Genomic DNA, 21,459 nt, shown 5'->3' with positions numbered 1-21,459 from the left:
TGGGGCGCCCGGAGCCGGCCGCGCGCTCCGAGCCGGTGTGCGCGGACCGGTGTGCGCGGTCCGCACACGCGGTCGAATCACCTCCCTCCGGACCTGGTCCAATCGGGCCGCGCCGTGGCTATGATGATCCGCCTCACACCACGGCGCACCGCCGCGGGGTGGACCGTACGCGCCGGGCCATGCCCGCACCCCTGGAGGCCGCCGTGCCCGTTGCCGACACCGAAACCGCCCGCCCCGCGCGCCTGACCCGCGACGGCATCCCCGGCTGGTTCTTCAAGGTCGACCAGGAGGCCTTCGGGCACTTCCTCACCGCCCAGAGCGCGGGCGGCCGCACCGGCGACATCCTCGAACTGGGCACCTACCTCGGCCGCAGCGCCGTCCTCCTCGGCGACCACCTCCGGCCGGGCGAACAGCTCACCGTCTGCGACCTGTTCGACTCCGAGGCCGGCGACGCCGACAACGCCGCCGAGATGGCGATGTCCTACCGCAAGACGCTCACCCGGACCGCGTTCGAGGCCAACTACCTGACCTTCCACGACGAGTTGCCGGTCATCGTGCAGGCGCCCACCTCGGTGCTGGCCGACGGGCGGATCCCCGCCGGCAGCTGCCGCTTCGTCCACATCGACGCCTCCCACCTGTACGAACACGTGGCCGGGGACATCGAGGTGGCCCGGGCGGCGCTCGCCGAGGACGGGCTGGTCGCCCTCGACGACTACCGCTCGGAGCACACCCCGGGGGTCTCTGCGGCGGTCTGGCAGGCGGTCTTCACCGGCGGGCTGCGGCCGGTCCTGCTCACCCCGATGAAGTTCTACGGGACGTGGGGGGACGCCGAGGCGGCCCAGCGGGTGCTGCTCTCCCGGGACTGGCGGGCCGAGGGCTTCACGGTGGACGAGGACACCATCGCGGGTGCGCGGGTGGTGCGGCTGAACAAGGCGAAGCCCGCCCCGGCGGCGCAGCGCCGCTCGGCCCCGCGGCGGCTCGCGCTGGACCTGCTGCCGCCGGTCGCCACCCGCGCGGCCCGGCGGGTGCTGCGGGAGCTGCGCGGGCGCCGTGCCGGGCAGCAGGTGCGGGCGACGGGCTGAGAGCCCTGCCGGGCGCGGCCATGCGCGGCCATGCGCGGCCGCGTGGTGGTACCTGGTCGACGGCCCCGGTCGGCCCGCCTCGCCGGCGGGTCGCCGGCGGGTCGCCACCGGCTTGGTCGACCGCCCGGGAGGCGGGCGCGGGTGGCTCGGTAGGCTGTCGCGGTGAACCGTACGACCGTGCCTCCGGCCGCCCCGCTCGCCCCGCTCGCCCCGGCCGTTCCGGCCCCGTCGACCCGCTCGGGGCTGCGCGGATGAGCGCGTTCGTCCCGCCCGAGCCACCGGACTACGCCACCGCCTCGCCGCGCGAACGGGGCGCGCGGGTCGTCACCGAGGTGCTGGCGCCGGCCAACCTGGTCATCGGCCTGCTCCTGGTGGTCGGCGCGCACAGCACCGCGGGCTGGTCGGGGGCGGGCTGGGGCCTGCTGGCGGCACTGTTCTGCGGGGTGGTGCCGATCGGCCTGATCGCACTCGGCGTGCGGCGCGGCGCGCTCACCGACAAGCACATCCGGATCCGCCGCCAGCGCGTGGTGCCGATGGCCGCGAGCCTGCTGTCGGTGGTGGCGGGGCTGGCGCTGTTGCGCGTGCTGCACGCCCCGGCGGAGGTCGGCGCGCTGGTGGTGGCGATGCTCGCCGGTCTGCTCTCGGCGCTCGCCGTGACGGTGTGGTGGCAGATCTCGCTGCACAACGCGGTGGCGGGCGGGACCGCGATGATCCTGCTGCTGGTCTTCGGTCCGGCGGTCCTCCCGCTGGCGGCGGCGTTGCCGGTGGGGGTGGGCTGGTCGCGGCTGGTGCTGAAGGCCCACACGCCGGCGCAGCTGCTCGCCGGGACGGCGCTCGGCGGCGTCTGCGCGCTGGTGTTCACCCTGCTGCGCTGAGCCGCGCGCCGGCCGGGCCGTTCCGCCGTGCGGCGGGCCCGGGTAGGGTCACCGCGTCGGGGGCGATCCGGGCGCGGAGGTGGGGCGGTGGAGTCGTCGGCACGACGGGACGCGTCACCGGCACCGGACGCGTCGGCACCACCGGACGGCGAGCAGTTGCCCGACGCGCTGCTCGAACTCGCCGTCCCGTTCGAGGACGTCGACGGTCTGCTCGCCGCGCACCGCCGCCTGGCCCGGGACCACGGGCTGCGCGCCGAGTTCGAGGAGACCCTGGACGCGCAGGTGGCGGCGATCGGCACGGTCGGGCGCCCGTCCGGGCTGCGGGGCGGTTGGCCGAAGGGCTCCGACGGCGCCGACCACCTCTCGGCGCTGCTGTTCGTGGCGCTCGCGCCGCACACCCGCGCCTACCACCGCTCCCTCGGCGTTCCCCCCGAGGTGACCCGGGCGACGCTCGCCGACCTCGGCCGCCATCTCGCCCTGAGCCGTCGGCGCGCCCGCACCGGCGGCCTGCGCAACCCCTCCTGGCTGACCCTGCACTTCCGGGGCGAGCTGTACCAGCTCGGCCGGCTCCAGTTCCAGCGCAGGCGGCTCACCGGGCCGGCCGCCGCCGAGGCCTCGGCCGCCGGGTTCGGCGAGTGGTGCCTCGACCTGCACGTCCCCGACTACTGCGGGCCGCTCTCCCCCGGGGCCTGCGACCGTTCGCTCGCCCTGGCCCGCGCCTTCTTCGCCCGGCACTTCCCCGCCGAGCCGTACCGGACCGTCCGGATCGGCTCCTGGCTGTTGGACCCTCAACTCGCGCACCACCTCCCGGCGGACTCCAACATCGTCCGGTTCCAGCGGCGCTTCACCCCGCTCGGCGAACCCGGCGATCCCGGCGAACCCGCGGACGACAACCCCCTGGGCTTCGTCTTCGGTGACACCGGCCGCCCGCTGGCGAGCCTGCCGCGCGACACCGCCCTGCAACGCGCCCTGGTCGACCACCTCCGCGCGGGCGGTCACTGGTACGTGGTCGGCGGGTGGATGCGCCTCTGAGCGGGCCCTTCGGACCGGGACCGGTGGCGGGGTGACGGGCACCCCGCCACCGGTCTTTCGTATGGCCATCCGATCAATACGTCCGCATGTCACTCGCACGAGGGAACTTCCTTTAAAGATTTGCCCACGGAACATTAAAGGTCGCATAGTGAGAACGCCTCAGTTGGCCCTAGTAATCGCCAAGTCCAGGCAAAGTGACACCCTTTCACGGGAGGAGTAAGCAGTGCTTCACGGGTACCCGGCACCGGGCCACGGGCAGCGGCTCCGCGAGGAGATCGCAGCCCCGGGGACGACCCCGCTCATCGGCGTCTACGACATGTACTCCGCCTCCATCGCGGCCGAGCACTACAACGGGATGTTCGTCTCGGGCTTCGGCTTCGCCGCCTCCTACTACGGCCTGCCCGACATCGGCTTCATCGCCTGGCCGGACATGGTGGCCTTCGCCGAGCGGCTGCGCGGTGCCTTCCCGCAGCACCACCTGCTGGTCGACATCGACGACGGCTACGTCGATCCCGAGGTGGCGTGCCACGTGGTGCGCAGGCTGGAGCGGATCGGCGCCTCCGGCGTCATCCTGGAGGACCAGAAGCGCCCGCGCCGCTGCGGCCACGCCGACGGCAAGCAGGTGCTGCCGCTCGGCGAGTACCTGGAGAAGCTGGAGCAGGTGCTCGCCAACCGCACCGACCTCGTGGTCGTCGCCCGGACGGACGCCACCGAGGAGGACGACATCCTGCGCCGCGCCGAGGCGCTCGCCGCCACCGACGCGGACGTCGTCCTGGTCGACGGGGTGCGCAGCGAGGAGTGGATCCGGCGGATCCGCAGGGTCGTCGGGGACAAACCGCTGCTGTTCAACCAGATCGCCGGCGGCAAGTCCCCCCGGCTGTCGCTGTCGGAGCTGGCCGGCCTCGGGGTGGACGTCGCGATCTACAGCACGCCCTGTCTGTTCGCGGCGCACCGGGCGATGGACGAGGCGCTGGCGGGGCTCAAGGTGGCCGACGGCCGGCTGCCGGCCGCCGCCGGGGAGAGCCGCCAGATCGGTGTCCGCGAGTCCACCGAGCTGCTCGAGCGGAACATCGCCCACCCGCGGCTTCGCGAGGCGGTGCGGGCATGAGGTCGACCCGCAGCGTGGCCCGTCGGCGGGCGGTCGTCGCACTGCTCGCCGGGGCCTGGGTGGTGTTCGGTGGCGCCGTCTTGCCCGCAGCGGCGGGCGGTCTGGTGCCGGTGCTCGACGCCTCGCACCTGACCCCGCTGATCCAGGCCGACTCGGTGCTGGAGATCGACCGGACGGCCAATCTGCAGTTCGGCGGTGACAACGAGGGTGGCGACGCCTCACCGGTGGGCAACCTGCCGAGGGCCGACCCAACCGGCCCGCCCGCCCCGGCTAGCCCGCAGCGCCCGGCTAGCCCTGCCACGGGCAGCGGCGGATGAGCGGCGGGCTTCGGCACCGGGCCCCTCCGTCACCGCCGCCGTCACCGTCACCGTCACCGTCACCGCCGCCGCCGACGGCGACAACGGGGGCCGACGGTGGCAGCACGGGCGGACGGTGCGAGGCAGGGCGGTCCCGACTCGGGAGCTGGCTGCGCGGCCTCGATCCGTACACGGCGGCGCTGCTCGGCACCGTCCTGCTCGCCGCGCTGCTGCCGACCACCGGTGGAGCGGCCCGGGTGGCGGAGCACGCCTGCGACCTGGCGGTCGGGCTGCTGTTCTTCCTCTACGGCGCCCGGCTCTCCACCCGTGAGACGCTGGCCGGCCTCCGGCACGTCCGCCTGCACGGGCTGGTGCTCGCGTGCACGTTCGTCCTCTTCCCCCTGCTCGGGCTCGCCACCGCCGCACTGACGCCCGTTCCGCTCACCGAGCAGCTGCGGACCGGCCTGCTGTTCCTCTGCCTGGTCCCGTCGACGGTGCAGTCCTCGGTGGCGCTCACCGGCGCCGCCCGGGGCAATGTGCCGGCCGCGATCTGCGCGGGGACGTACTCGAGCCTGGCCGGTCTGGTCCTCACACCGCTGCTGGCCGCCTGGCTGCTCGGTGCGCGGGCCGCCCTCTCCCCCGACGGCCTGACCCGGATCGGCCTGCAGCTGCTGGCGCCGTTCCTCGCCGGCCAGCTGCTGCGACCGCGGCTCGCCGGGTTCCTGGCCCGGCACAAGCGGCTGCTCACTCCGGTGGACCGCGGCTCGATCCTGCTGGTCGTCCACACCGCCTTCAGCGCGGCGGTGGCGCAGGGCGTCTGGAGCAGGACGACGCCCACCGCACTGCTCGGCCTGCTGGCCGTCCTGCTCGCCCTGCTCGCCGCCGCACTCGCCTTCGCCCGGCTCGGCGCCCGGTTCCTGGGCCTGGACCGGGAGTCCGGAATCGCGGCCGTGCTCTGCGGCTCGCAGAAGAGCCTGGCGAACGGCCTGCCCATGGCCACCGTGCTGTTCGGGCCGGAAGCCGGCTTGTTGGTGCTGCCGCTGATGGCCTACCACCAGCTCCAGCTGATCGCCGGCACGCTCCTGGCCGGCCGTTGGTCCCGCGCCCCTGACGGTCGGCAGCAGCCCCCGACCGCCGGGGACCGGCCGGACGCGGTGCACGACGAGGCGCTGGTTGCGGTGTCCCCGGACGCCGGTGACCGGCGGGGCGGGCGCTCGGAGGGGTGAGGGCCCCCCGGCCCGGTGGGGATCGCTCCACCTCGACCGAGTTCAGGAGGCCGTCGCGCCCCGCCGTACTGGCGGCCGAGCGCGCTTACCTGCCGGGGTGGTGGACGAAGCGGTAGGTCGCCCGCTCCAGCTCGGTGACCTCGACACCGATCGCGGCGGGCACGGTGAGGTACGACTCCAGCAGGGCGAGCACCCGGGAGGTCAGTTCGGCGCGCTGTTCGAGGCTGCGGCCGGCCAGGATCTTGATCTCCACCAGCATCACCGCCTGTCCCGTCGTCCCGTCGCCGACCGTGTACTGCGCGGCCGGGCGGAAGACGGTCTTGCATTCCGCCACGGTGGTGTCGATCACCTCGGTGATCAGCTGGTGGATCTCCTTGACGAGGCCGGCACGGTCGAAGTCGAGATCGGCCGAGTGGTCGACCAGGATCTGCGGCACGGGAACCTCCAGAAACAGGGCCCACCGGGCCCGGCGGGCGGCGTCCGCGACACTATCGCGCCCGCGCCTCGGCCGTGCGGGCGACCCCGGCCGGGCGAGGCGACGTGGCATCACGGACGAGTCCGGGGAGCGGTCCGGCGGGATACGCCTCGGGGCCCGCCCGGTCAGCCGCCGTCGTAGTCCGTGGCGGCCAGTACGGCCAGCCGGCGACGGTCGGGGGCGAGCGTCAGGATGCCGAGGTCCATCGTGTCCCGGTTGAACCAGTCGGTGGCCGCCGCGAAGCCGTACCAGGCGCACTCCTCGGCCCACCGCGTCACCTCGGCGGCCGACGCCCCGTCAGGCGCGCCGGACAGCGCCGCCAGCGAGCGCCAGGCGGCCAGCCGGCCGTACGCGCCGTAGCACCACCGGTCGTCGCGGCCACCGCCGATGGACGCCGCGTCGAAGAGCAGGCTCCACGCCCCTCCCGGCGAGCCCGGGACGACGACGAGGTGCTCGGGGACGGCCAGTCCGGCCAGGCAGTCGAGCGGCAGCGAGGCCAGCAGCGGGTGCAGGACGGCAGGGTCGAGCGGCCGCTCCGCGACGTGGACCGCCGACTCGACCCGCCCGTTGAAGCGCCGGGCCCAGCGCTCGACGGCAGGGGTGAGGTCGGCCCCGGCGTTGATCCGACGGACGGGCGGGGGCGGGACGGCCCCCGGGCCGCCGCCCGGCGGCAGCCGGTCCCCCTCCGGGAGGCCGTACCGCACGCCGTACGCGGCCCCGCCGCGGAAGTAGCGCGGCAGGTCCGGCCGGCCCTCCAGCGGGGCGAGCGACCAGGGCAGCCAGGCGAGCGGGTGCCCGGCCCAGAACGGCGACCGCGCCGCCCAGTCCACCACCGCCGACTGCTCCGCGACCGGTGCGCCGCGGAGCACCAGCTCGTGGATCAGGCAGGCCCGCAGCTCGTCCGGCGCGTCGTCGTACGCCGGGCCCGGGGCGAACAGCACGGCCAGGTCCGCCACCGGGTGCTCGGCGGCCAGCACCGCCGCCGCCCGGCGCACCGGCCGTCCGCTGCGCGACCGGGTGGCCAGACCGAGTCGCAGCGCGTGCGCGATGTTCTCGCGGCCGGGCGTGGTGACGACGTCCCAGAGGATCCGGTCGAAGAGGTACTGGTGCTCGGCGCCCTTCTCGCCGGAGCCGAAGCGGGCGTGCAGGGCGGCGCCGAAGGCCGCCAGATATGCCGTGTCTCCCCGCTCCAGGTGCTCGTCGAGGAGACGGCACACGTCGCCCACGAATTCCTGGCCGGCCAACTGGTCCACGAACCGCTCGATCCCCTCCGCCATGCGGGTGAGCCTACGACCTCGTCCGGCCGGTGATCACCAGGGGCGGTCCGGGTGGGGGCGGCCGTTCCCGGCGGGGTTGGATCGTCAGTGGTCCTGTCCACGGGCTCGGGGCATGTCCAACGAGTGGTCCTTCCCCGACGACCTCATACGGCTTCGACGGGAGTACAACGCCGCCAGGCGGGCGATGTGGGCGGATGCCATCGAGTCACCCGAGCCTCGCCGTGCACAACCGGAGATCCGGGAGCGCATCTCGGCCCACCCCTTCGGGGATTCCGTGCCCGAAGAACAGCGGCACCTCGCCGGCCGGGTGCTCGAACAGGCCAGTCTCACGAGGCCCCTGAAACCCTGGCGGCCGGAAATCCCGGGGCTCGCGGAACCGCGGGATCAGGTCAGGTCGCCGGGCGGGCCGCCAGCACGCGGGTGAGGCCTCGGCGCAGCCGGGTCGAGGCACCCGGCAGCTTCCCGAGCGCCTCGACCCGGTGTGCGGGCAGGTCGGTGCGGGCGGCCAGGGCGAGGACCGCCGCGTACGGCCGGTGACCGGCCGCCAGCCGTCGCGCCACCGCGTCGACCACCCCGTCCAGGCCGGCGCCGGCGGTGGCGGGGTGTTCGGCGAGCAGCCTCAGCAGCAGGTTGTCGTTGTGGTCGGAGTGCCGGCGGTCGGCGAGTGCGGCGAGGACGTCGGCGGGTGCGGCCGGGTTCTCCGCGACCGCGTGCCAGACGAACGGGTAGTCGCAGCGGGCGAGTTCGCGGAGCACGGTGGGGTCGGTGGTCCGTTCGGCGAGCCGCTGGTAGTCCCCGCCGTGGTGCAGGCCGCCCCGTGCGCCTGGTCCCGCCCCGGCGGCGGCGTCCGTGGGGGCGCGATCGGCGGTCGTGGTCACAGTCGGCCACCGTACCGGCCCGGCCGGCCGGTGCCCACTCCGTTCCACCGGCGCCCCAGCAGAACCCACCGGCGCCCCACCGGCGGCCGCCGGCGCGCGGACACGCCGCCACGGCCACCCGGCCCCTGGAGACCGGTGGGTACCCCGCCCGGCTCAGCCTGGTCGCCCGGGGCCGAACCCGCCGCCGCTGACGCGCCGGCGCCGGGAACACGCCGGCGCCGGAATCGCCCCACCCCCCGCGCCCCACCCCCGCGGCCCACCCCCTGCGGCCCGCCCACTACGGCCGGGCGGCAGCCAGGAGAGCCGTCTGGAACACGAACCGGTTCCACGGCGTCCGCGCGTCCCGGCCGGTGACGGCGGCGAGGCGGCGGAGGCGGTAGCGGACGGTCTGGTCGTGGACGTGGAGGCGGGCGGCCGCCCCGGTGGCGCCGCCGGAGTACAGGACGGCGTCGAGCGTGCGCAGGGTGCCGTCGTCCCGCGCGAGGCGCCCCAGCACGGCTTCGGTCACCCGCGCGGGATCGGCGTCCGGATGCCCGGTGACCAGGGCCACGACCTCCAGGTCGCCGCGGTCGAGAACGCGGCGCTCGCTCCACACGAGCGGCGGGGCGTGGCGGACGCCGTGGACGGCGATCCGGTGGTCGCGCGGCGCGGTGGCGGCGGTGGCCCCGGTGAGCAGGGCGCCGGTGAGCCGGTGCCGGTCCGTCAAGCGGGCCAGCGCCCCCGGGTCGACCGCCTTGATCAGCACAACCCCGACGCCGTCCACGGTGGTGTGGACCGACGTGAGTTCGAGGTCCGCGGCCTCGCCCGCCGCTCGCGCGTCCAGGGCGGCGGTCACCGTCGACGCCGCCTGCTCCACGTCGTTGGCCGTGGTCGACGGGACGACCACCACCAGGTCGAACGTCGACGGCAGGTGCGCGTCGAGCTCGCGCAGGCGCGCGCGGAGGGTGCCGGCGTGGCTCTGCCGCCCGAGCAGGAGGTCGGTGAAGAGCCCCCGGAGGGCTCGCTCGCGGTCCGCGCCGAGGACGCGCCCGGCCGATTCGTAGCCGTCGAAGATCGCCTCGGAGGACTGGTCGAGCACCTCCAGCCACACCCGGGCGAGCGCGGCGACGTCGCGCGCGGGGACGGAATCGGCGAACTCCTCGCCGATCCGGTCGAAGAACGCCAGCGCGGCCACCCGGTACGCGCGCAGCACGGCCGCGAGCGGGCGGGCGTCACGGGCGCGGACCGCGCCGACCCCGCGGAACATCCGGACGTCGTCGGCCCCCAGCGTCCCGTCCACGGCCCAGAGTTCCAGCACCCGGCGCAGCGTCCACACGACGATGGACCGGACCTCGTCGAGCTGGCGGGCGTCGAGGTTCGCGTAGGCGGGGATCTCCCGCGCGATGACGTCCATGAACGAGTCGACGACGGCCGTCTCGTCCTTGAGGATCCGCGCCGCGGCGGCCCGCCGGTCCCCGGTCCCGGCGGGTGGCTCCCCGCCTTGTGCCGAGGGGACAGTCTTGTTTGTCATCACCTGACAAGACTAGTACCGGCGACGAAGGGGTACGCGTGACGATCGGACCGCGTAGTCGTCGCGACCGGGTGACGGCGATCCCCCGATGGAGAGCTGAATGTCGTTCCAGCCCGATGTCGTCGTGGTCGGTGCCGGACTCGCCGGGCTGGTGGCGGTCCACGAGCTGGCGAAGGCCGGCAGGCGGGTGCTGGTCGTCGAGCAGGAGAACCGGAAGAACCTCGGCGGGCAGGCGTTCTGGTCCCTCGGCGGCCTCTTCTTCGTCGACAGCCCCGAACAGCGCCGTGCCGGGATCAAGGACTCGCTGGAGCTGGCCAGGCAGGACTGGTTCGGATCGGCGGCCTTCGACCGGCTCGACGACGAGGACGTCTGGGGGCGTCGATGGGCCGAGGCGTACCTCGCGTGGGCGGCCGGCGGCAAGCGCCGGTACCTGCGCGACCTCGGCCACCGGGTGGTGCCGATGGTCGGCTGGGCCGAGCGCGGGGACGGTTCGGCCACCGGCCACGGCAACTCGGTGCCGCGCTTCCACATCACCTGGGGCACCGGCCCCGGGGTGGTGGAGGCGTTCGCCCGTCCGGTGCTCCGGGCGGAGCGGGACGGGCTGGTCCGGTTCGCCTTCCGCCACCGGGTGGACGGGCTGCTGACCGAGGACGGCGCCGTGGTCGGCGTGCGGGGGGCCGTCCTGGCGCCGGACGACTCCGGGCGCGGGGTGAAGTCCTCGCGCGAGGTGGTCGGGCAGTTCGAGGAGCGGGCGGCGGCGGTCGTGGTGACCTCCGGCGGCATCGGGCACAACCACGGACTGATGCGCGCGAACTGGCCCGCCGACCGCATCGGCCCGGCCCCGCGGCACCTGATCTCCGGCGTCCCCGCCCACGTCGACGGCCGCATGCTGGCGATCACCGAGCAGGCGGGCGGCCGCGTCGTCAACCGCGACCGCATGTGGGCCTACACGGAGGGGATCCACAACTGGGACCCGGTCTGGCCGGACCACGCCATCCGGATCCTGCCGGGGCCCTCGTCGATGTGGTTCGACGCGAACGGGCGCCGGCTGACCGGCATGTCCGGGGTGCCGGGCGCGGACTCGATCGGCGCGATGAAGCAGATCCTGGCCACCGGCCACGACTACTCGTGGTTCGTCCTGACCCAGTCGATCATCGAGAAGGAGTTCGCGCTCTCCGGATCGGAGCAGAACCCCGACCTGACCGGCCGTGACCTCCGGTTCGTGCTCAAGAGCCGCCTCGCCAAGGGCGCACCCGGACCGGTGGAGAGGTTCAAGCGGAACGGGGAGGACTTCGTCGTCGCCCGGACCCTCCCCGAGCTGGTCATGGCCATGAACGGGATCGCCCGCGGGCCGCAGCTGGACGCCGCCGACCTCGAACGGCAGATCGCCGCCCGCGACCGCGAGTTGACGAACGCGTTCAGCAAGGACGTGCAGGTGATGGCGATCCGCAACGCACGCAGGTCCCTGACCGACCGGCTCGTCCGGGTCGCCGCGCCCCACCGGATCCTCGATCCCGCGCACGGTCCGCTCATCGGCGTGCGCCTCAACATCCTGTCCCGCAAGACGCTCGGCGGCCTGCAGACCGACCTGGACTCCCGGGTCCTCGGCGCCGACGGGAGTCCGGTCCCCGGCCTCTACGCCGCCGGGGAGGTCGCGGGCTTCGGCGGCGGCGGCGTCCACGGGTACAACGCGCTGGAGGGCACGTTCCTCGGCGGCTGCGTCTTCTCGGGGCGGGCCGCGGGGCTCGCCTTGGCCCGGGACTTGTGAGCCCTCAGGCGTGGAGGCTCCCCCGGGCGGCGCAGCGCAGCGCGCGGCGGCGGCGGTCGGCTGCGACCTTCGGAGCAGGCGGCCGGTCCACCCCGTCCGTCCGACGCCGAGACCTGGAGGCCCGGATGTGGCAGGCTCCCCCCGCAGCCGCACCGTTCGAGACCGAGTGGCTGCCGGTGCTGGACATGCCCGCGCCCGGGGAGCAGAACCGGCTCACCGTCCTGGTGCGCATCATCCTGCTGATCCCGCAGTTCGTGGTGGTCTGGGTGCTGTCGGTCGTGGCGTTCTTCGTCGCCGTGATCGGCTGGTTCGGTGCGCTGTTCCTGGGCCGGCTGCCGGTCTTCGCCGCCGACTACCTGGGTGGCTACGTGCCGTACGAGACCCGGGTGAACGCCTATCTGCTGCTGACCCACGACCGGTACCCGCCGTTCGGGTTCCGCGCCCCCGACCACCCCGTCCAGGTCGAGCTGCGGCCCGGTGAGCTGAACCGCCTCGCGGTGTTCTTCCGGCTCGTGCTGGCGATCCCGGCGATGATCGTGCAGGGCCTGGTGTACGCCGGGTGGTGGACGGTGGCGGTCATCAGCTGGCTGGTGGTGCTGATCCTCGGCCGGATGCCGCAGCCGCTGTTCGAGGCGACCGCGGCGATCCTGCGCTACCGGATGCGGTACCTGGCGTACCTGCTCATGCTGACCTCCGCCTACCCCAAGCGTCTCTTCGGCGACGAACCGGACTCGGTGCCGGGCGGCCCGGTCTCGGCCACCCGCCCCCTGGTGCTGGGCGGGGGCGGGCGCGGGCTGCTGGTCGCGTTCATCCTGCTCGGGCTGATCTCCTGGGGCACCGGCTCGCTCACCTCGACGTTCACCTCGGACGACGACGACGGCTACGGCCCGACCGAGCACTTCGTGGCTCCGCTGGTCCCCGGGCCGAACGGCCTGTCGGGCTGACGAACGGCCTGCCGGGCCGGGCCCTGCGACGGGTCAGGCCCGGTTCCGCGCGGGCCGGAGCACGAGCGTGCCGTCCGGCCCGGGGTCGACCCGCACGCCGAAGCCGTGGCTGACCCGGTCGAGGACGTCCCGCAGGTACTGCGCGTCCTCGGCGGAGGCGTGCCGGAGGCGCAGCTGCCGCGTCTGCACGGGCGCCGCCCACGCGTCCGCCAGCTCCCCGCTGCCGGGATCCACCGAGACGAAGTACAGCAGCCGCAGGTCGTCCCGGTACTGCTCGTGGCCGGTGATGCCCTCGTAGTCGTCGATGAAGTCGCCGCAGCCGTAGAGGATGATCCTGCCCCGGTAGACCTCGACGGGGCGGGGGTGGTGCGAGGAGTGCCCGTGGACCACGTCGACACCGCCGTCGATCAGCGCGTGCGCGAAGCGCACCTGCTCCCGGGGGATCCGGTAGCCCCAGTTGGAGCCCCAGTGCACCGAGGCGACCACGATGTCGCCCGGTTGCTTCGCCCGCCGCACCCGGTCGACCACCGCCGCCGCGTCGGCGCTCGACGCCTCGGAGACGAAGTCGACGCCGGGCACGGCGTCGGCCGCGGCCCACGTCCACGAGATGCCGCTGGAGGCCGTCCCGAACGAGAACACCAGCACCCGGCGGTCGCCGCCGACCTCGACGACCGCGGGCCGCCGGGCCTCCTGCGCGTCCCACCCCGCTCCCACCGCCGTCAGCCGCGCGTCCGCCAGGGCGGCCAGCGTCTCCTGGAGGCCGCGGACGCCGAAGTCCAGCACGTGGTTGTTGGCCAGCGCGCAGACGTCGGGCCGGGCCTCGGCCAGACAGGGGAGGTTGGCCGGATCCATCCGGTAGTGCACCTCCTTCCCGGGCGCGAAGTCGTCGCTCCGGGTGACGCTGGTCTCCAGGTTCAGCACCCGCACATCGGGCGCGGCCCGGTCCAGCAGCGCCAGGGCGTCGCCCCACGGCCACGCGTACGGGACGGGCCGGGGGATCGGGCCGCCGACCGCCTCCGCCGCCTCGACGTAGTCCCGCGCGTCCCGCAGGTACGGCTCCCGCAGCGTCGGATCGCCCGGGTGCGGCAGGATCTGGTCCACCCCGCGGCCGAGCATCACGTCGCCGCAGAGGAACAAGGTCACCGGGTCGGTCCCCATGTCTCCACGCTACTGAACCCGATCGCGCGCGTCCGGGCGACCGCCCGGCGGCCGACCCCGGCTCCGCCGCACCGGCGACCGCACGGACCGGCCGGGGAGACCGCGTCGACCGTGAAGCGGCCCCGGTCACCAGGACCGGGGCCGCCGGACTGCCGTTCGGCCGGACTGCGCGCGTGGTGCTCAACCGGGGCTGATCCGGCCCCGCCAGCCGCCCTCCTCGCGGCCGCGCTCCTCGATGAAGTCCTTGAAGCGCCGCAGGTCCCCCTTCACCCTCCGGTCGACCATGCCCATCATGTCGCCGGCCCGCTCCGCCATGCCCGTGGGACGGAAGTCGATGGCCATGTTGATGCGCGTGTGCCGGTCGTCCAGGCGCTCGAAGGTGACGACGCCCTTCTGGTTCACGTCGCCGTCCAGGGTCCGCCAGGCGATCCGCTCGTCGGGCAGTTGGTCGACGATCTCGGTGTCGAACTCGCGGGTGACGCCGCCGATGCTGGTCCGCCAGTGGTTGTGTCGGTCGTCCAGCTGGGTCACCGATTCGACGCCCTCCATGAAGCGCGGGAACTCCTCGAACTGGGTCCACTGGTTGTAGGCGGTGTGCAGCGGCACGTCGACGTCGACCGACTCCTTCACCATGCTCATCTGGGGGCCTCCTCGTCGATCCCGGCCGGGACGTTCCCGACCGCGCCAGCGCGCCTGCCCGCTCCGCGCCGCCGTAACCGTCCCGGCACCCTCCCGGAACCGTCCCGTCCGGCGCCGGCCGGTCGCGGCCGGTAGCCGGCCGGACAGCAGGCGGACGCCAGGCCGACGTGCGGCGGGACGGGCGGCCCGGCATCGCCGTCACCCATCGCCGCGCGGTTACCCCGAACCCCACCGCCCACACGCCGGCCCGGCCCCCGGGCTCCGTACCCGGGTCCACCCCGACGCCCCGCCGACGCCGGCCGGCCGACCGGCCGACGCGGCCTGACCGGCCGTCACGCCCCGGGTTTCGCCCTCGCGCCCACGGGCAGCCGCCCGGTGGGTCCCGTACCCGGTCCCGCACCCGAGGAGGCAGGCATGACCGCCGTCGTTCCCGGTCTCCCGGCCGGCCGCACCGCGCCGGAGCGCCCCGGCCGTGCCGGGATCCGGGTCGCGGCCGTCCCCGCCGGGCACGTCTACGTCCGGCACCTGGCCTCGCTGACCGCGTACGACCCGGTGCGGCTGCTCCCGGACCCGTGCCCGCGCGGCACCCCCCGCAGCCGGTGGGGCTGGTGGCCCCCGGCGATGCTGGATCCGGAGTGGGTCCGGCGCCACCACGACGAGTTCGACGTGTTCCACCTGCACCAGGGCTACGAGAGCGCCACCCCCGCCCGGCTCACCGAACTGGTGTGGCTGCTGCGCCGGCTCGGCAAGCCGCTGGTGTTCACCGTGCACGACCTGGAGAACCCGTACGAGCCCTCGCCGTCCGGCCACCTCGCCCGGCTGGACGTCCTGGTGCCCGCCGCCCAGCAGCTCATCACCCTCACCCCCGGCGCCGCCGCCGCGATCGACGCCCGCTGGGGGCGCCGGCCGCTGGTGCTGCCGCACCCGCACGTGGTGGAGCCGCACCTGCTGGTGCACCCGCGCCCGCCGCGCGACTGGTTCACGGTCGGGGTGCACCTGAAGAACCTCCCCGCGAACGTCGCACCACTCCCCCTGGTGACCGTCCTGGCGCGGACGGTCGCCGAGCTGCCGGACGCGCGGCTGCGGATCGACCTGCACGCGGACGCCCCGGACGGCGAGGTGCTCCGCCGGGTGACCGCCCTGGCCGGGCGGCCACGGGTCGACGTGCGGCGTCTGCCGTACCGGGACGGCTCCCGCTGGGCGCGCTCCCTGCTCGGGCTGGACCTCGCCGTCCTGCCGTACCGCTTCGGCACGCACTCGGGCCGGCTGGAGGCCTGCTACGACCTCGGCACCGCGGTGCTCGCGCCGGGCTGCGGCCACTTCGCCGAACAGCAGCCCTGCCTGACCTACCGGCTCGACCGGGCGGGGCTCGACCCGGACTCGCTGGCCGGAGCCGTCCGGGCCGCGCACGCCGCCCGCCCGGCCCACCGCGCCGGACTGGTCCGGCGGGCCGCGGAGCGCCAGTGGCTCGCGATGTGCCACCGCGGCATCTACCGGGCGCTGCTCGCCCGAGCGTGACGGACGGGGTCAGCCGTGAGTGGCACACGACGTCACGCGACGTGTGAGCCGCGCCGGTCCGGGCAGCCGCCGGGCATGCTGCTGATCAGGGCGCCGGGCGTGTACACGCCCCAGGGCGACACGGAGTTGCTGGCCTCCTGCGTGCGCCGCGAAGTGCTGGACGGCTCCTCCCGGGTGCTCGACCTCTGCACCGGGACGGGCGCCGTCGCGCTCGTGGCCGCGCGGACCGGAGCGCGGGTCACGGCGGTGGACCTCTCCGCCCGTGCGGTCGCCACGGCCTGGCTCAACGCCCGCCTGCACCGCGGCCGGATCCGGCTGCGCCGGGGCGACCTGCTGGCCCCGGTGACCGGGCTGCGCTTCGACCTGATCACCGCCAACCCGCCGTACGTCCCCACCGGTTCCGGCACCGGCCTGCCGGGCCGCGGCGCAGCACTGGCCTGGGACGCCGGGGCGGACGGGCGGCTGGTCCTGGACCGGATCTGCCGGGAGGCCCCGCGCCGGCTGTCCCGCGGCGGCGTGCTGCTGATCGTGCAGTCCTCGCTCGCGGGCCTGCCGGTCACGCTGACGGCGCTGCGGGCGGCCGGGTTGCGCACCACGGTGGCGGCGCGGCGGCGGCAGGCCTTCGGGCCGGTGATGACGGCGCACGCCGCCGTGTTCGAGCGGCTGGGGCTGATCCGGCCGGGTGAACGCGAGGAAGAGCTGGCGGTGGTGCGCGGTGTCCGGGAACGCTGAGCGGGCCGCGACCCGGGTGGTCGTCGTGCCGGGCGGACCACTGCTGGTCGAGGGACCGGTGGAGGTGGTTTTGCCGGACGGCACGGTCCGGGTCTCCGAGCGCCCGGTGGTGGCGCTGTGCGCCTGCCGCCGGAGCCGGGCCTATCCGTTCTGCGACACCAGCCACCGGCGGCACGCCCGACCGGGGCGCGGCTCAGTCCGGACCGTGGGGCCGGACACCCCCGGGCGGGACGCCATCGGGGAGGACGCCGCCGGGCAGGACGTCGTCGGGGAGGACGCCGCCGGGCAGGACGTCGTCGGGGAGGACGCCGCCGGGCAGGACGTCGTCGGGCAGGGGTGAGCGCAGCGACGTCCGTCCGGTGCGCCAGCGGCCGAGCAGGTGGTCCGCGAAGCGGGCGTCCAGCAGCTCGGCGGCCGCGATGCCGAACGCGATGTCGGACTTCAACTCCGGTTCGGCGTCCACCAGTTCCTCGATGACCCCGCGGCGGACGAGCTGCTCGTGGACGGCGTCCGCCTCGACGTGCTCGCGGTAGAACAGGGTGCCGTCGGGCCCGCCGCCGAGGCGCTCCAGGGCGGCGGCCAGGCGGGCGGCCCCGGGCGAGGAGGTGATCTCGATGGTGGCGAACTGTCCGACGGCCGCGCCGCGCAACGCCCGGTGCAGGCCGAAGAGCGTCATCAGGTTGACCACCGCCAGGGACGGCGCCGGGACCAGGTCCAGGTAGTGGCCGTAGCCGGGGTCGAGGCCGAAGGCGGCCATCATCCGGGCGAACAGCAGGGCGTGGGCCCGCTCCGGGCGCCCGGCCCCGTACTCGTCGTACGCGACGGCCATCAGGACCGCCTGGGCGGGCCCGTGGATCCTCGGCAGCACCCACAGCTGCGGGTCCGCCTCCTTGAGGTGGTAGACCGAACGGTGCACCAGGTACTCGCGGGCGTGCCGGCGCTCGCCCTCGGCCAGCAGGAAGTACGAGGGCCCGGCGCCGTCGGGCGGCACCACCAGCAGCCGCTCCAGGGCCTCGGGCAGCGGGGGGACGGGCTCCGCCGCGGCGCGCACCGCGGCGAGGAAGGACCGCTCCAACGCCCGTCGCAGTGCCAGCAGTTCGGGATCCCATTCCCAGCCGGGGTGCACGCCGGGCAGACCCCGGTCGTGGAGCTCGTAGCAGAGGTGCAGGGCGAGCTGGTGGTCCTCCCCCCACGGATCGGTGAGCGGGCCGGGTGGCGCGAGCAGCCGTCCGGCACCGGGCGGTCCGGCGGTGACCAGGCCGAGCACCGCCTCCGACAGCGGCCCGCGCGGGCCGGGGCGGGCGCTCACCGCCCGCTCCCGCGCGGCGCCCGCCCGTTCGCGGGGCGGTCCTCCCGCCCGTCGGCGGGGCGGTCCCCCGGCCCGTCGGCGGGGCCAGCCCCCGGTACGTGCAGCCGGTAGACCGCGAAGGCCCGGCCGATGACCGGCTGAGCCACGTTCCGCACCCGCACGCCGCAGGCGGTGCGGCCGCGCTCGGTGCCGAGGTGGGCGTGGCCGTGGACGGCGAGGTCCGCGCCGGCCGCGTCGATCGCCTCGGCGAGCAGGTAGCTGCCCAGGAACGGATAGATCTCGGGCGGCTCCCCGGCCAGGGTGTCCGGCACCGGGGCGAAGTGCGTCAGCGCGATCCGCAGCTCGCAGCGCTCGGCGGCCAGGTGGTCGAGCGCTGCCCGCAGCCCCTCCGCACACGCACGGGTGTGCCGGATGAAGTCCTTCATCTCGGGCTCTCCGAACTCACCGCCGCTGCGGCCGGCGAACCCGCCGCCGAAGCCCTTCGTGCCGGCCACGCCGACGAGCTGCCCGTCCACCCGGACGGTGGTCGACGACCGTTCCAGCACGCGGACGCCGTACGTGGTCAGGATCCGCGTGACCTCGTCCGGCCGGTCGGCGTCGTAGTCGTGGTTGCCGAGGACGGCGATCACCGGGACGGCCAGACCGGCGACCTCCTCCCCCACCACCGCCGCCTCCTCCGGCGTGCCGTGCCGGGTGAGGTCGCCGGCGAGCAGCAGCAGGTCCGCCCGGTCGGCGAGGGTGGCGAAGGCGGGCCGCAGCAGGCCCCGGCTGTCCGGGCCGAGATGGATGTCCCCGACGGCGGCGGCCCGGATCACGGCAGGTCCTCCGCCCCGGACGGGGGCCGGCCATCGGCGAGGGCGATGTCGGTGTACACGACCAGGCCCGCCAGGGACTCGGCGACGATGCGCTCGACGGCCGCCCGGCGCTGCGCCGTCGGCACGGTGCCGCGCACGGTGACGTGCGCGCCGTGCAGCTCGATCCGCAGGCCGAGCTCGCCGACCTCGTCGTCGGCGAGGCGGTCGCGCAGGTGGGCGAGCCGGTACTCGGTGTCGTCGGTGCCGGTCATCGGCGGGCCTCCTCGGGTTCGGCGGGTTCGGCGGAATCGGCGGGCTCAGCGGAATCGGCGGAATCGGCGCCCTCGGCGGGCTCAGCGGACAGCTCGACGGAATCGGGCTCGATCACCTGGAGCCGTTCCAGGAGGTACAGGAACGCGGCGGCCATCGGGGCATCGCCGCGCTCGGCGCGCACCCGGCGCCAGTCGATCTTCTCCCGCAGCGGCCGCACCACGGCCAGCACCGCCCCGAAGTCGCAGTGGTGCTCGGAGAAGGCGGCGAGCAGGCTGCTGACCATGTCGGTGGCGGCGAGCACCGGCATGTGCACCGAGTCGACCGGAAGCACCTCGGCGCGGTCCAGCAGCTCCGACGTGACCGGCCGCTTGGCGAGTTCCAGGATCAGGTCGACGTCCTGGCCCAGGCACCGGGCCTTGATCAGCCAGTCCTCGGGCGGCAGGAACACCTGGAGGCCGGCCTCGCGCAGGGTACGGGTGACGGCGTCCGCGTCCTCCCGGCGGATGCAGAAGTCGGCGTCGTGCTGGAGCCGGACGACGGCGCCGTGCGCGTACGCGGCGACTCCGCCGGCCAGCGCGAACGGGTGACCCCTGGCCTTGAGCAGCGAACCGATCCGCTTCGCCGCCTCCAGGATGGCCTGGGTCCGGTCGGGCGGCAGCCGTCCGGCCGGCTCGCCGGGCGGCCGGTCGTCGATCTCCGGGTGCAGCAGCAGGGGCGGGTCGGGGTGTTCGGCGGGCTGTTCCATCGCGTCCATCACGGCCTCCTGGCCCATGACGGCCTCCTCGGACGGGCGGTCCCGGTGGGGATGCCGCAGCGGGTACCCGGGCAGCCGGGGTTCACGCCGCACGGGAGCGGCCCGGCGGCGGGCCGCTCAGTGCGGCGGCCGGGCGAGCAGGCTGCCGTCGAGGGCGGCCAGCAGCTCGGCGGAGTCGCGGTGGATCTCGGCGGCTCCGCAGCCGAGCAGTTCCTGCGCGGCGAAGCCGCCGCTCTCCACCGCCACGCAGGGGACGTGGGCCCGGCCGGCGGCGGCGACGTCCCAGACGGTGTCGCCGACGAACACCGCGTGCTCGGGCTCCGCGCCCGCCCGGTCCAGGGCGGCCCGGACGAGGTCCGGCGCGGGCTTGGTGGCGGCCACGTCATCGGCGGTGGTGACGGCGGCGATCACCTCGTCGGCGTCGAGCACGCGGCGCAGCACGGCGAGTTCGCGCTCGGAGGCGGAGCTGGCCAGGACGATCCGCCAGCCCCGCCCGGCGCAGGCGCGGAGGAGCCCGGCGGCGTCCGGCAGGGGCTCGATCGCCGGCCAGTGGCGGGCGTAGAGGGCGTCGTGGGCGGCGGTGATCGCCTCGTCGGCGTCGTGGTCGCGGTCCTCGCCGAGCAGGTGGTCGAGCAGTTGGTCGGCGCCCATGCCGACGGCGCGGTGCACCCGGGCGGCGGGAACCGTCCGGTCGTACTGTCGCAGGGCCTCCCACCAGGACAGCGTGTGGAAGTAGGTGGTATCGAGCAGGGTTCCGTCGACGTCGAAGAGTGCTGCCGCGGTCGTCGTCATCGGCCCGTCCTTTCCCTCGGCCCCTCGGGGTGTCGTAGCGCGGCTATCCGCTGCGGCGGGCCGGAAACGCCCGCTTCGGCCGCTGCGACGGAAGCGCCGCTTCGGCCGCTTCGCCGCCGGTTGCCGTTATGGTCGGGGCATGGAACGGGGTGCAGCGGTGCTGCTCGACATCGACGGCGTGCTCACGGTCGACTGGGCGCCGATCCCGGGTGCCGTGGCGGCCGTGCGGGAGCTCCGGGACGGCGGGGTGCCGTTCGTGCTGCTGACCAACACCACCTCGCGCACCCGGGGTTCGATCGCCGGGGCGCTCGCGGAGGCGGGGTTCCCGGTCGGGGTCGAGTCCGTGCTGACCGCGCCCGCCGCGACGGCCGAGCGGCTCGCGGGCCTGCGGTGCCTGCTGCTCAACAGCGGCGACATCCGGGCCGACCTCGCCGGGCTGGAGCTGGTCGAGGATCCGGACCGGGCCGAGGTGGTGCTGATCGGCGGGGCGGGGCCCGAGTTCGGGTACCGGGAGCTCGACCGGGCCTTCGCCGCGCTGCGGGGCGGGGCCCGGCTCGTCGCGATGCACCGCAACGCCTACTGGCGGACGGCGGAGGGGCTGCGGCTGGACAGCGGCGCCTTCGTCGCGGGGCTGGAGTACGCGGCCGGCGTGGAGGCCGAGGTGCTCGGCAAGCCGGCCGAGGCGTTCTTCACCGGCGCGCTCGCGCACCTGGGCGTCACCGCGGCGGAGGCGGTGATGGTCGGCGACGACATCGAGTCGGACGTGCTCGCCGCGCAGCGGTACGGGATCACCGGCGTGCTGGTGCGCACCGGCAAGGCGGCGCCGGGCGCGCCGGGGCGGGCGAGCGGCGAGCCGGACCACGTGCTCGACTCGGTGGCGGCCCTGCCGGAGTTGCTGGCGCGGCTGCGGCACGGCTGAGCCCGCCGTCGCCCCCCCCCCCCCCCCCCCCGGCAGGCGAGGGGGGTCGCAGCGGGGGGGCGCGCCGGCGGGGGGGGCCGGGGTGGAGGGAGGGCGGGAG

Annotated in this window: 22 protein-coding genes and 1 pseudogene; 12 read left to right on the top strand and 11 right to left on the bottom strand. The window is 75.3% G+C overall.

Annotated features, from left to right (window positions below; genetic code table 11):
- Positions 1–179 precede the first annotated feature (179 nt).
- The 6 genes from ACFVHB_RS25625 to ACFVHB_RS25600 all read left to right on the top strand — a co-directional run bounded on the left by ACFVHB_RS25625 (position 180) and on the right by ACFVHB_RS25600 (position 5,619).
- Positions 180–1,082 carry a class I SAM-dependent methyltransferase gene (locus tag ACFVHB_RS25625; RefSeq protein WP_380326724.1) on the top strand — a complete coding sequence of 301 codons (903 nt, stop codon included), beginning with the start codon at positions 180–182 and terminating at the stop codon, positions 1,080–1,082.
- 251 nt (positions 1,083–1,333) lie between these two features.
- Positions 1,334–1,957 carry a phosphatase PAP2 family protein gene (locus tag ACFVHB_RS25620; RefSeq protein ID WP_380326722.1) on the top strand — a complete coding sequence of 208 codons (624 nt, stop codon included), beginning with the start codon at positions 1,334–1,336 and terminating at the stop codon, positions 1,955–1,957.
- Between the two features lie 87 nt (positions 1,958–2,044).
- Positions 2,045–2,989: an acyltransferase domain-containing protein gene (locus tag ACFVHB_RS25615; protein ID WP_380326719.1), complete on the top strand. Its 945-nt coding sequence runs from the start codon at positions 2,045–2,047 to the stop codon at positions 2,987–2,989.
- A 223-nt stretch (positions 2,990–3,212) separates the two neighbouring features.
- A complete protein-coding gene (locus tag ACFVHB_RS25610; RefSeq protein WP_380326716.1) occupies positions 3,213–4,097 on the top strand; it encodes an oxaloacetate decarboxylase in 885 nt (294 codons plus the stop codon).
- Entirely contained in the window at positions 4,094–4,414 is a 321-nt protein-coding gene (locus tag ACFVHB_RS25605; protein WP_380326713.1) for a hypothetical protein, read from the top strand. Before ACFVHB_RS25610 ends, ACFVHB_RS25605 begins: the two co-directional genes overlap by 4 nt.
- Positions 4,411–5,619 carry a bile acid:sodium symporter family protein gene (locus ACFVHB_RS25600; RefSeq protein WP_380326710.1) on the top strand — a complete coding sequence of 403 codons (1,209 nt, stop codon included), beginning with the start codon at positions 4,411–4,413 and terminating at the stop codon, positions 5,617–5,619. Before ACFVHB_RS25605 ends, ACFVHB_RS25600 begins: the two co-directional genes overlap by 4 nt.
- Positions 5,620–5,704: 85 nt before the next feature.
- Here ACFVHB_RS25600 and ACFVHB_RS25595 read toward each other — a convergent pair whose 3' ends face one another.
- The 4 genes from ACFVHB_RS25595 to ACFVHB_RS25580 all read right to left on the bottom strand — a co-directional run bounded on the left by ACFVHB_RS25595 (position 5,705) and on the right by ACFVHB_RS25580 (position 9,759).
- Positions 5,705–6,055 carry a 5-carboxymethyl-2-hydroxymuconate Delta-isomerase gene (locus ACFVHB_RS25595; protein ID WP_380326707.1) on the bottom strand — a complete coding sequence of 117 codons (351 nt, stop codon included), beginning with the start codon at positions 6,053–6,055 and terminating at the stop codon, positions 5,705–5,707.
- A 164-nt stretch (positions 6,056–6,219) separates the two neighbouring features.
- Positions 6,220–7,371 carry a DUF6183 family protein gene (locus tag ACFVHB_RS25590; protein ID WP_380326704.1) on the bottom strand — a complete coding sequence of 384 codons (1,152 nt, stop codon included), beginning with the start codon at positions 7,369–7,371 and terminating at the stop codon, positions 6,220–6,222.
- 389 nt (positions 7,372–7,760) lie between these two features.
- Complete coding sequence (locus tag ACFVHB_RS25585; RefSeq protein ID WP_380326701.1) at positions 7,761–8,249, bottom strand: hypothetical protein; 489 nt, start codon at positions 8,247–8,249, stop codon at positions 7,761–7,763.
- 277 nt (positions 8,250–8,526) lie between these two features.
- Positions 8,527–9,759, bottom strand: a complete 1,233-nt coding sequence (locus ACFVHB_RS25580) for a PucR family transcriptional regulator (protein ID WP_380326698.1) — start codon at positions 9,757–9,759, stop codon at positions 8,527–8,529.
- Between the two features lie 100 nt (positions 9,760–9,859).
- Between ACFVHB_RS25580 and ACFVHB_RS25575 the strand changes: the two genes are divergently transcribed.
- Positions 9,860–11,527 (top strand): FAD-binding dehydrogenase, encoded by a 1,668-nt coding sequence (locus ACFVHB_RS25575; RefSeq protein ID WP_380326695.1) that lies wholly within the window; start codon positions 9,860–9,862, stop codon positions 11,525–11,527.
- A gap of 125 nt (positions 11,528–11,652) precedes the next feature.
- Positions 11,653–12,471: a DUF4389 domain-containing protein gene (locus ACFVHB_RS25570; RefSeq protein ID WP_380326692.1), complete on the top strand. Its 819-nt coding sequence runs from the start codon at positions 11,653–11,655 to the stop codon at positions 12,469–12,471.
- 33 nt (positions 12,472–12,504) lie between these two features.
- On the opposite strand, the gene ACFVHB_RS25565 is transcribed toward ACFVHB_RS25570, so the two are convergent.
- Both ACFVHB_RS25565 and ACFVHB_RS25560 read right to left on the bottom strand, forming a co-directional pair.
- Positions 12,505–13,629: a CapA family protein gene (locus ACFVHB_RS25565; RefSeq protein WP_380326689.1), complete on the bottom strand. Its 1,125-nt coding sequence runs from the start codon at positions 13,627–13,629 to the stop codon at positions 12,505–12,507.
- A gap of 180 nt (positions 13,630–13,809) precedes the next feature.
- Complete coding sequence (locus ACFVHB_RS25560) at positions 13,810–14,268, bottom strand: SRPBCC family protein (RefSeq protein ID WP_380326686.1); 459 nt, start codon at positions 14,266–14,268, stop codon at positions 13,810–13,812.
- A gap of 414 nt (positions 14,269–14,682) precedes the next feature.
- On the opposite strand from ACFVHB_RS25560, the gene ACFVHB_RS25555 reads away from it, so the two are divergent.
- From ACFVHB_RS25555 to ACFVHB_RS25545, 3 genes and pseudogenes are all read left to right on the top strand, one after another.
- Entirely contained in the window at positions 14,683–15,786 is a 1,104-nt protein-coding gene (locus ACFVHB_RS25555; protein WP_380326683.1) for a glycosyltransferase family 1 protein, read from the top strand.
- A 75-nt stretch (positions 15,787–15,861) separates the two neighbouring features.
- Positions 15,862–16,518: a HemK2/MTQ2 family protein methyltransferase gene (locus ACFVHB_RS25550; protein ID WP_380326680.1), complete on the top strand. Its 657-nt coding sequence runs from the start codon at positions 15,862–15,864 to the stop codon at positions 16,516–16,518.
- A pseudogene (locus ACFVHB_RS25545) lies at positions 16,469–16,675 on the top strand (CDGSH iron-sulfur domain-containing protein); the annotation flags it as partial. The gene ACFVHB_RS25550 and the pseudogene ACFVHB_RS25545, both read left to right, overlap by 50 nt.
- Positions 16,676–16,711: 36 nt before the next feature.
- Here the strand turns inward: ACFVHB_RS25545 and ACFVHB_RS25540 are convergent.
- The 5 genes from ACFVHB_RS25540 to ACFVHB_RS25520 form a co-directional block, all read right to left on the bottom strand.
- Positions 16,712–17,827, bottom strand: a complete 1,116-nt coding sequence (locus ACFVHB_RS25540) for an iron-containing redox enzyme family protein (protein ID WP_380326677.1) — start codon at positions 17,825–17,827, stop codon at positions 16,712–16,714.
- Positions 17,824–18,642 (bottom strand): metallophosphoesterase, encoded by an 819-nt coding sequence (locus ACFVHB_RS25535; RefSeq protein WP_380326674.1) that lies wholly within the window; start codon positions 18,640–18,642, stop codon positions 17,824–17,826. The genes ACFVHB_RS25540 and ACFVHB_RS25535 overlap by 4 nt, the downstream gene beginning before the upstream one ends.
- Positions 18,639–18,893 (bottom strand): hypothetical protein, encoded by a 255-nt coding sequence (locus tag ACFVHB_RS25530; protein ID WP_380326672.1) that lies wholly within the window; start codon positions 18,891–18,893, stop codon positions 18,639–18,641. The genes ACFVHB_RS25535 and ACFVHB_RS25530 overlap by 4 nt, the downstream gene beginning before the upstream one ends.
- Complete coding sequence (locus ACFVHB_RS25525; protein WP_380326805.1) at positions 18,890–19,639, bottom strand: nucleotidyltransferase family protein; 750 nt, start codon at positions 19,637–19,639, stop codon at positions 18,890–18,892. The genes ACFVHB_RS25530 and ACFVHB_RS25525 overlap by 4 nt, the downstream gene beginning before the upstream one ends.
- A gap of 126 nt (positions 19,640–19,765) precedes the next feature.
- Positions 19,766–20,440 carry an HAD family hydrolase gene (locus ACFVHB_RS25520; protein ID WP_380326669.1) on the bottom strand — a complete coding sequence of 225 codons (675 nt, stop codon included), beginning with the start codon at positions 20,438–20,440 and terminating at the stop codon, positions 19,766–19,768.
- 139 nt (positions 20,441–20,579) lie between these two features.
- On the opposite strand from ACFVHB_RS25520, the gene ACFVHB_RS25515 reads away from it, so the two are divergent.
- Complete coding sequence (locus tag ACFVHB_RS25515) at positions 20,580–21,359, top strand: HAD-IIA family hydrolase (protein WP_380326666.1); 780 nt, start codon at positions 20,580–20,582, stop codon at positions 21,357–21,359.
- The last annotated feature ends 100 nt before the right edge of the window (positions 21,360–21,459 follow it).

Origin of the sequence: Kitasatospora sp. NPDC127111 (assembly GCF_042677465.1) — a bacterium.
In the GTDB taxonomy this organism is placed as follows: domain Bacteria; phylum Actinomycetota; class Actinomycetes; order Streptomycetales; family Streptomycetaceae; genus Kitasatospora.
This window is presented reverse-complemented; position numbering and strand designations above follow the sequence as displayed.

Coding starts and splice junctions, on each gene's coding strand:
- ACFVHB_RS25625 (WP_380326724.1), top strand. CDS start 180: ATGCCCGCACCCCTGGAGGCCGCCGTGCCCGTTGCCGACACCGAAACC.
- ACFVHB_RS25620 (WP_380326722.1), top strand. CDS start 1,334: ATGAGCGCGTTCGTCCCGCCCGAGCCACCGGACTACGCCACCGCCTCG.
- ACFVHB_RS25605 (WP_380326713.1), top strand. CDS start 4,094: ATGAGGTCGACCCGCAGCGTGGCCCGTCGGCGGGCGGTCGTCGCACTG.
- ACFVHB_RS25600 (WP_380326710.1), top strand. CDS start 4,411: ATGAGCGGCGGGCTTCGGCACCGGGCCCCTCCGTCACCGCCGCCGTCA.
- ACFVHB_RS25590 (WP_380326704.1), bottom strand. CDS start 7,371: ATGGCGGAGGGGATCGAGCGGTTCGTGGACCAGTTGGCCGGCCAGGAA.
- ACFVHB_RS25580 (WP_380326698.1), bottom strand. CDS start 9,759: ATGACAAACAAGACTGTCCCCTCGGCACAAGGCGGGGAGCCACCCGCC.
- ACFVHB_RS25575 (WP_380326695.1), top strand. CDS start 9,860: ATGTCGTTCCAGCCCGATGTCGTCGTGGTCGGTGCCGGACTCGCCGGG.
- ACFVHB_RS25570 (WP_380326692.1), top strand. CDS start 11,653: ATGTGGCAGGCTCCCCCCGCAGCCGCACCGTTCGAGACCGAGTGGCTG.
- ACFVHB_RS25565 (WP_380326689.1), bottom strand. CDS start 13,629: ATGGGGACCGACCCGGTGACCTTGTTCCTCTGCGGCGACGTGATGCTC.
- ACFVHB_RS25560 (WP_380326686.1), bottom strand. CDS start 14,268: ATGAGCATGGTGAAGGAGTCGGTCGACGTCGACGTGCCGCTGCACACC.
- ACFVHB_RS25555 (WP_380326683.1), top strand. CDS start 14,683: ATGACCGCCGTCGTTCCCGGTCTCCCGGCCGGCCGCACCGCGCCGGAG.
- ACFVHB_RS25550 (WP_380326680.1), top strand. CDS start 15,862: ATGCTGCTGATCAGGGCGCCGGGCGTGTACACGCCCCAGGGCGACACG.
- ACFVHB_RS25530 (WP_380326672.1), bottom strand. CDS start 18,893: ATGACCGGCACCGACGACACCGAGTACCGGCTCGCCCACCTGCGCGAC.
- ACFVHB_RS25525 (WP_380326805.1), bottom strand. CDS start 19,639: ATGGAACAGCCCGCCGAACACCCCGACCCGCCCCTGCTGCTGCACCCG.
- ACFVHB_RS25520 (WP_380326669.1), bottom strand. CDS start 20,440: ATGACGACGACCGCGGCAGCACTCTTCGACGTCGACGGAACCCTGCTC.
- ACFVHB_RS25515 (WP_380326666.1), top strand. CDS start 20,580: ATGGAACGGGGTGCAGCGGTGCTGCTCGACATCGACGGCGTGCTCACG.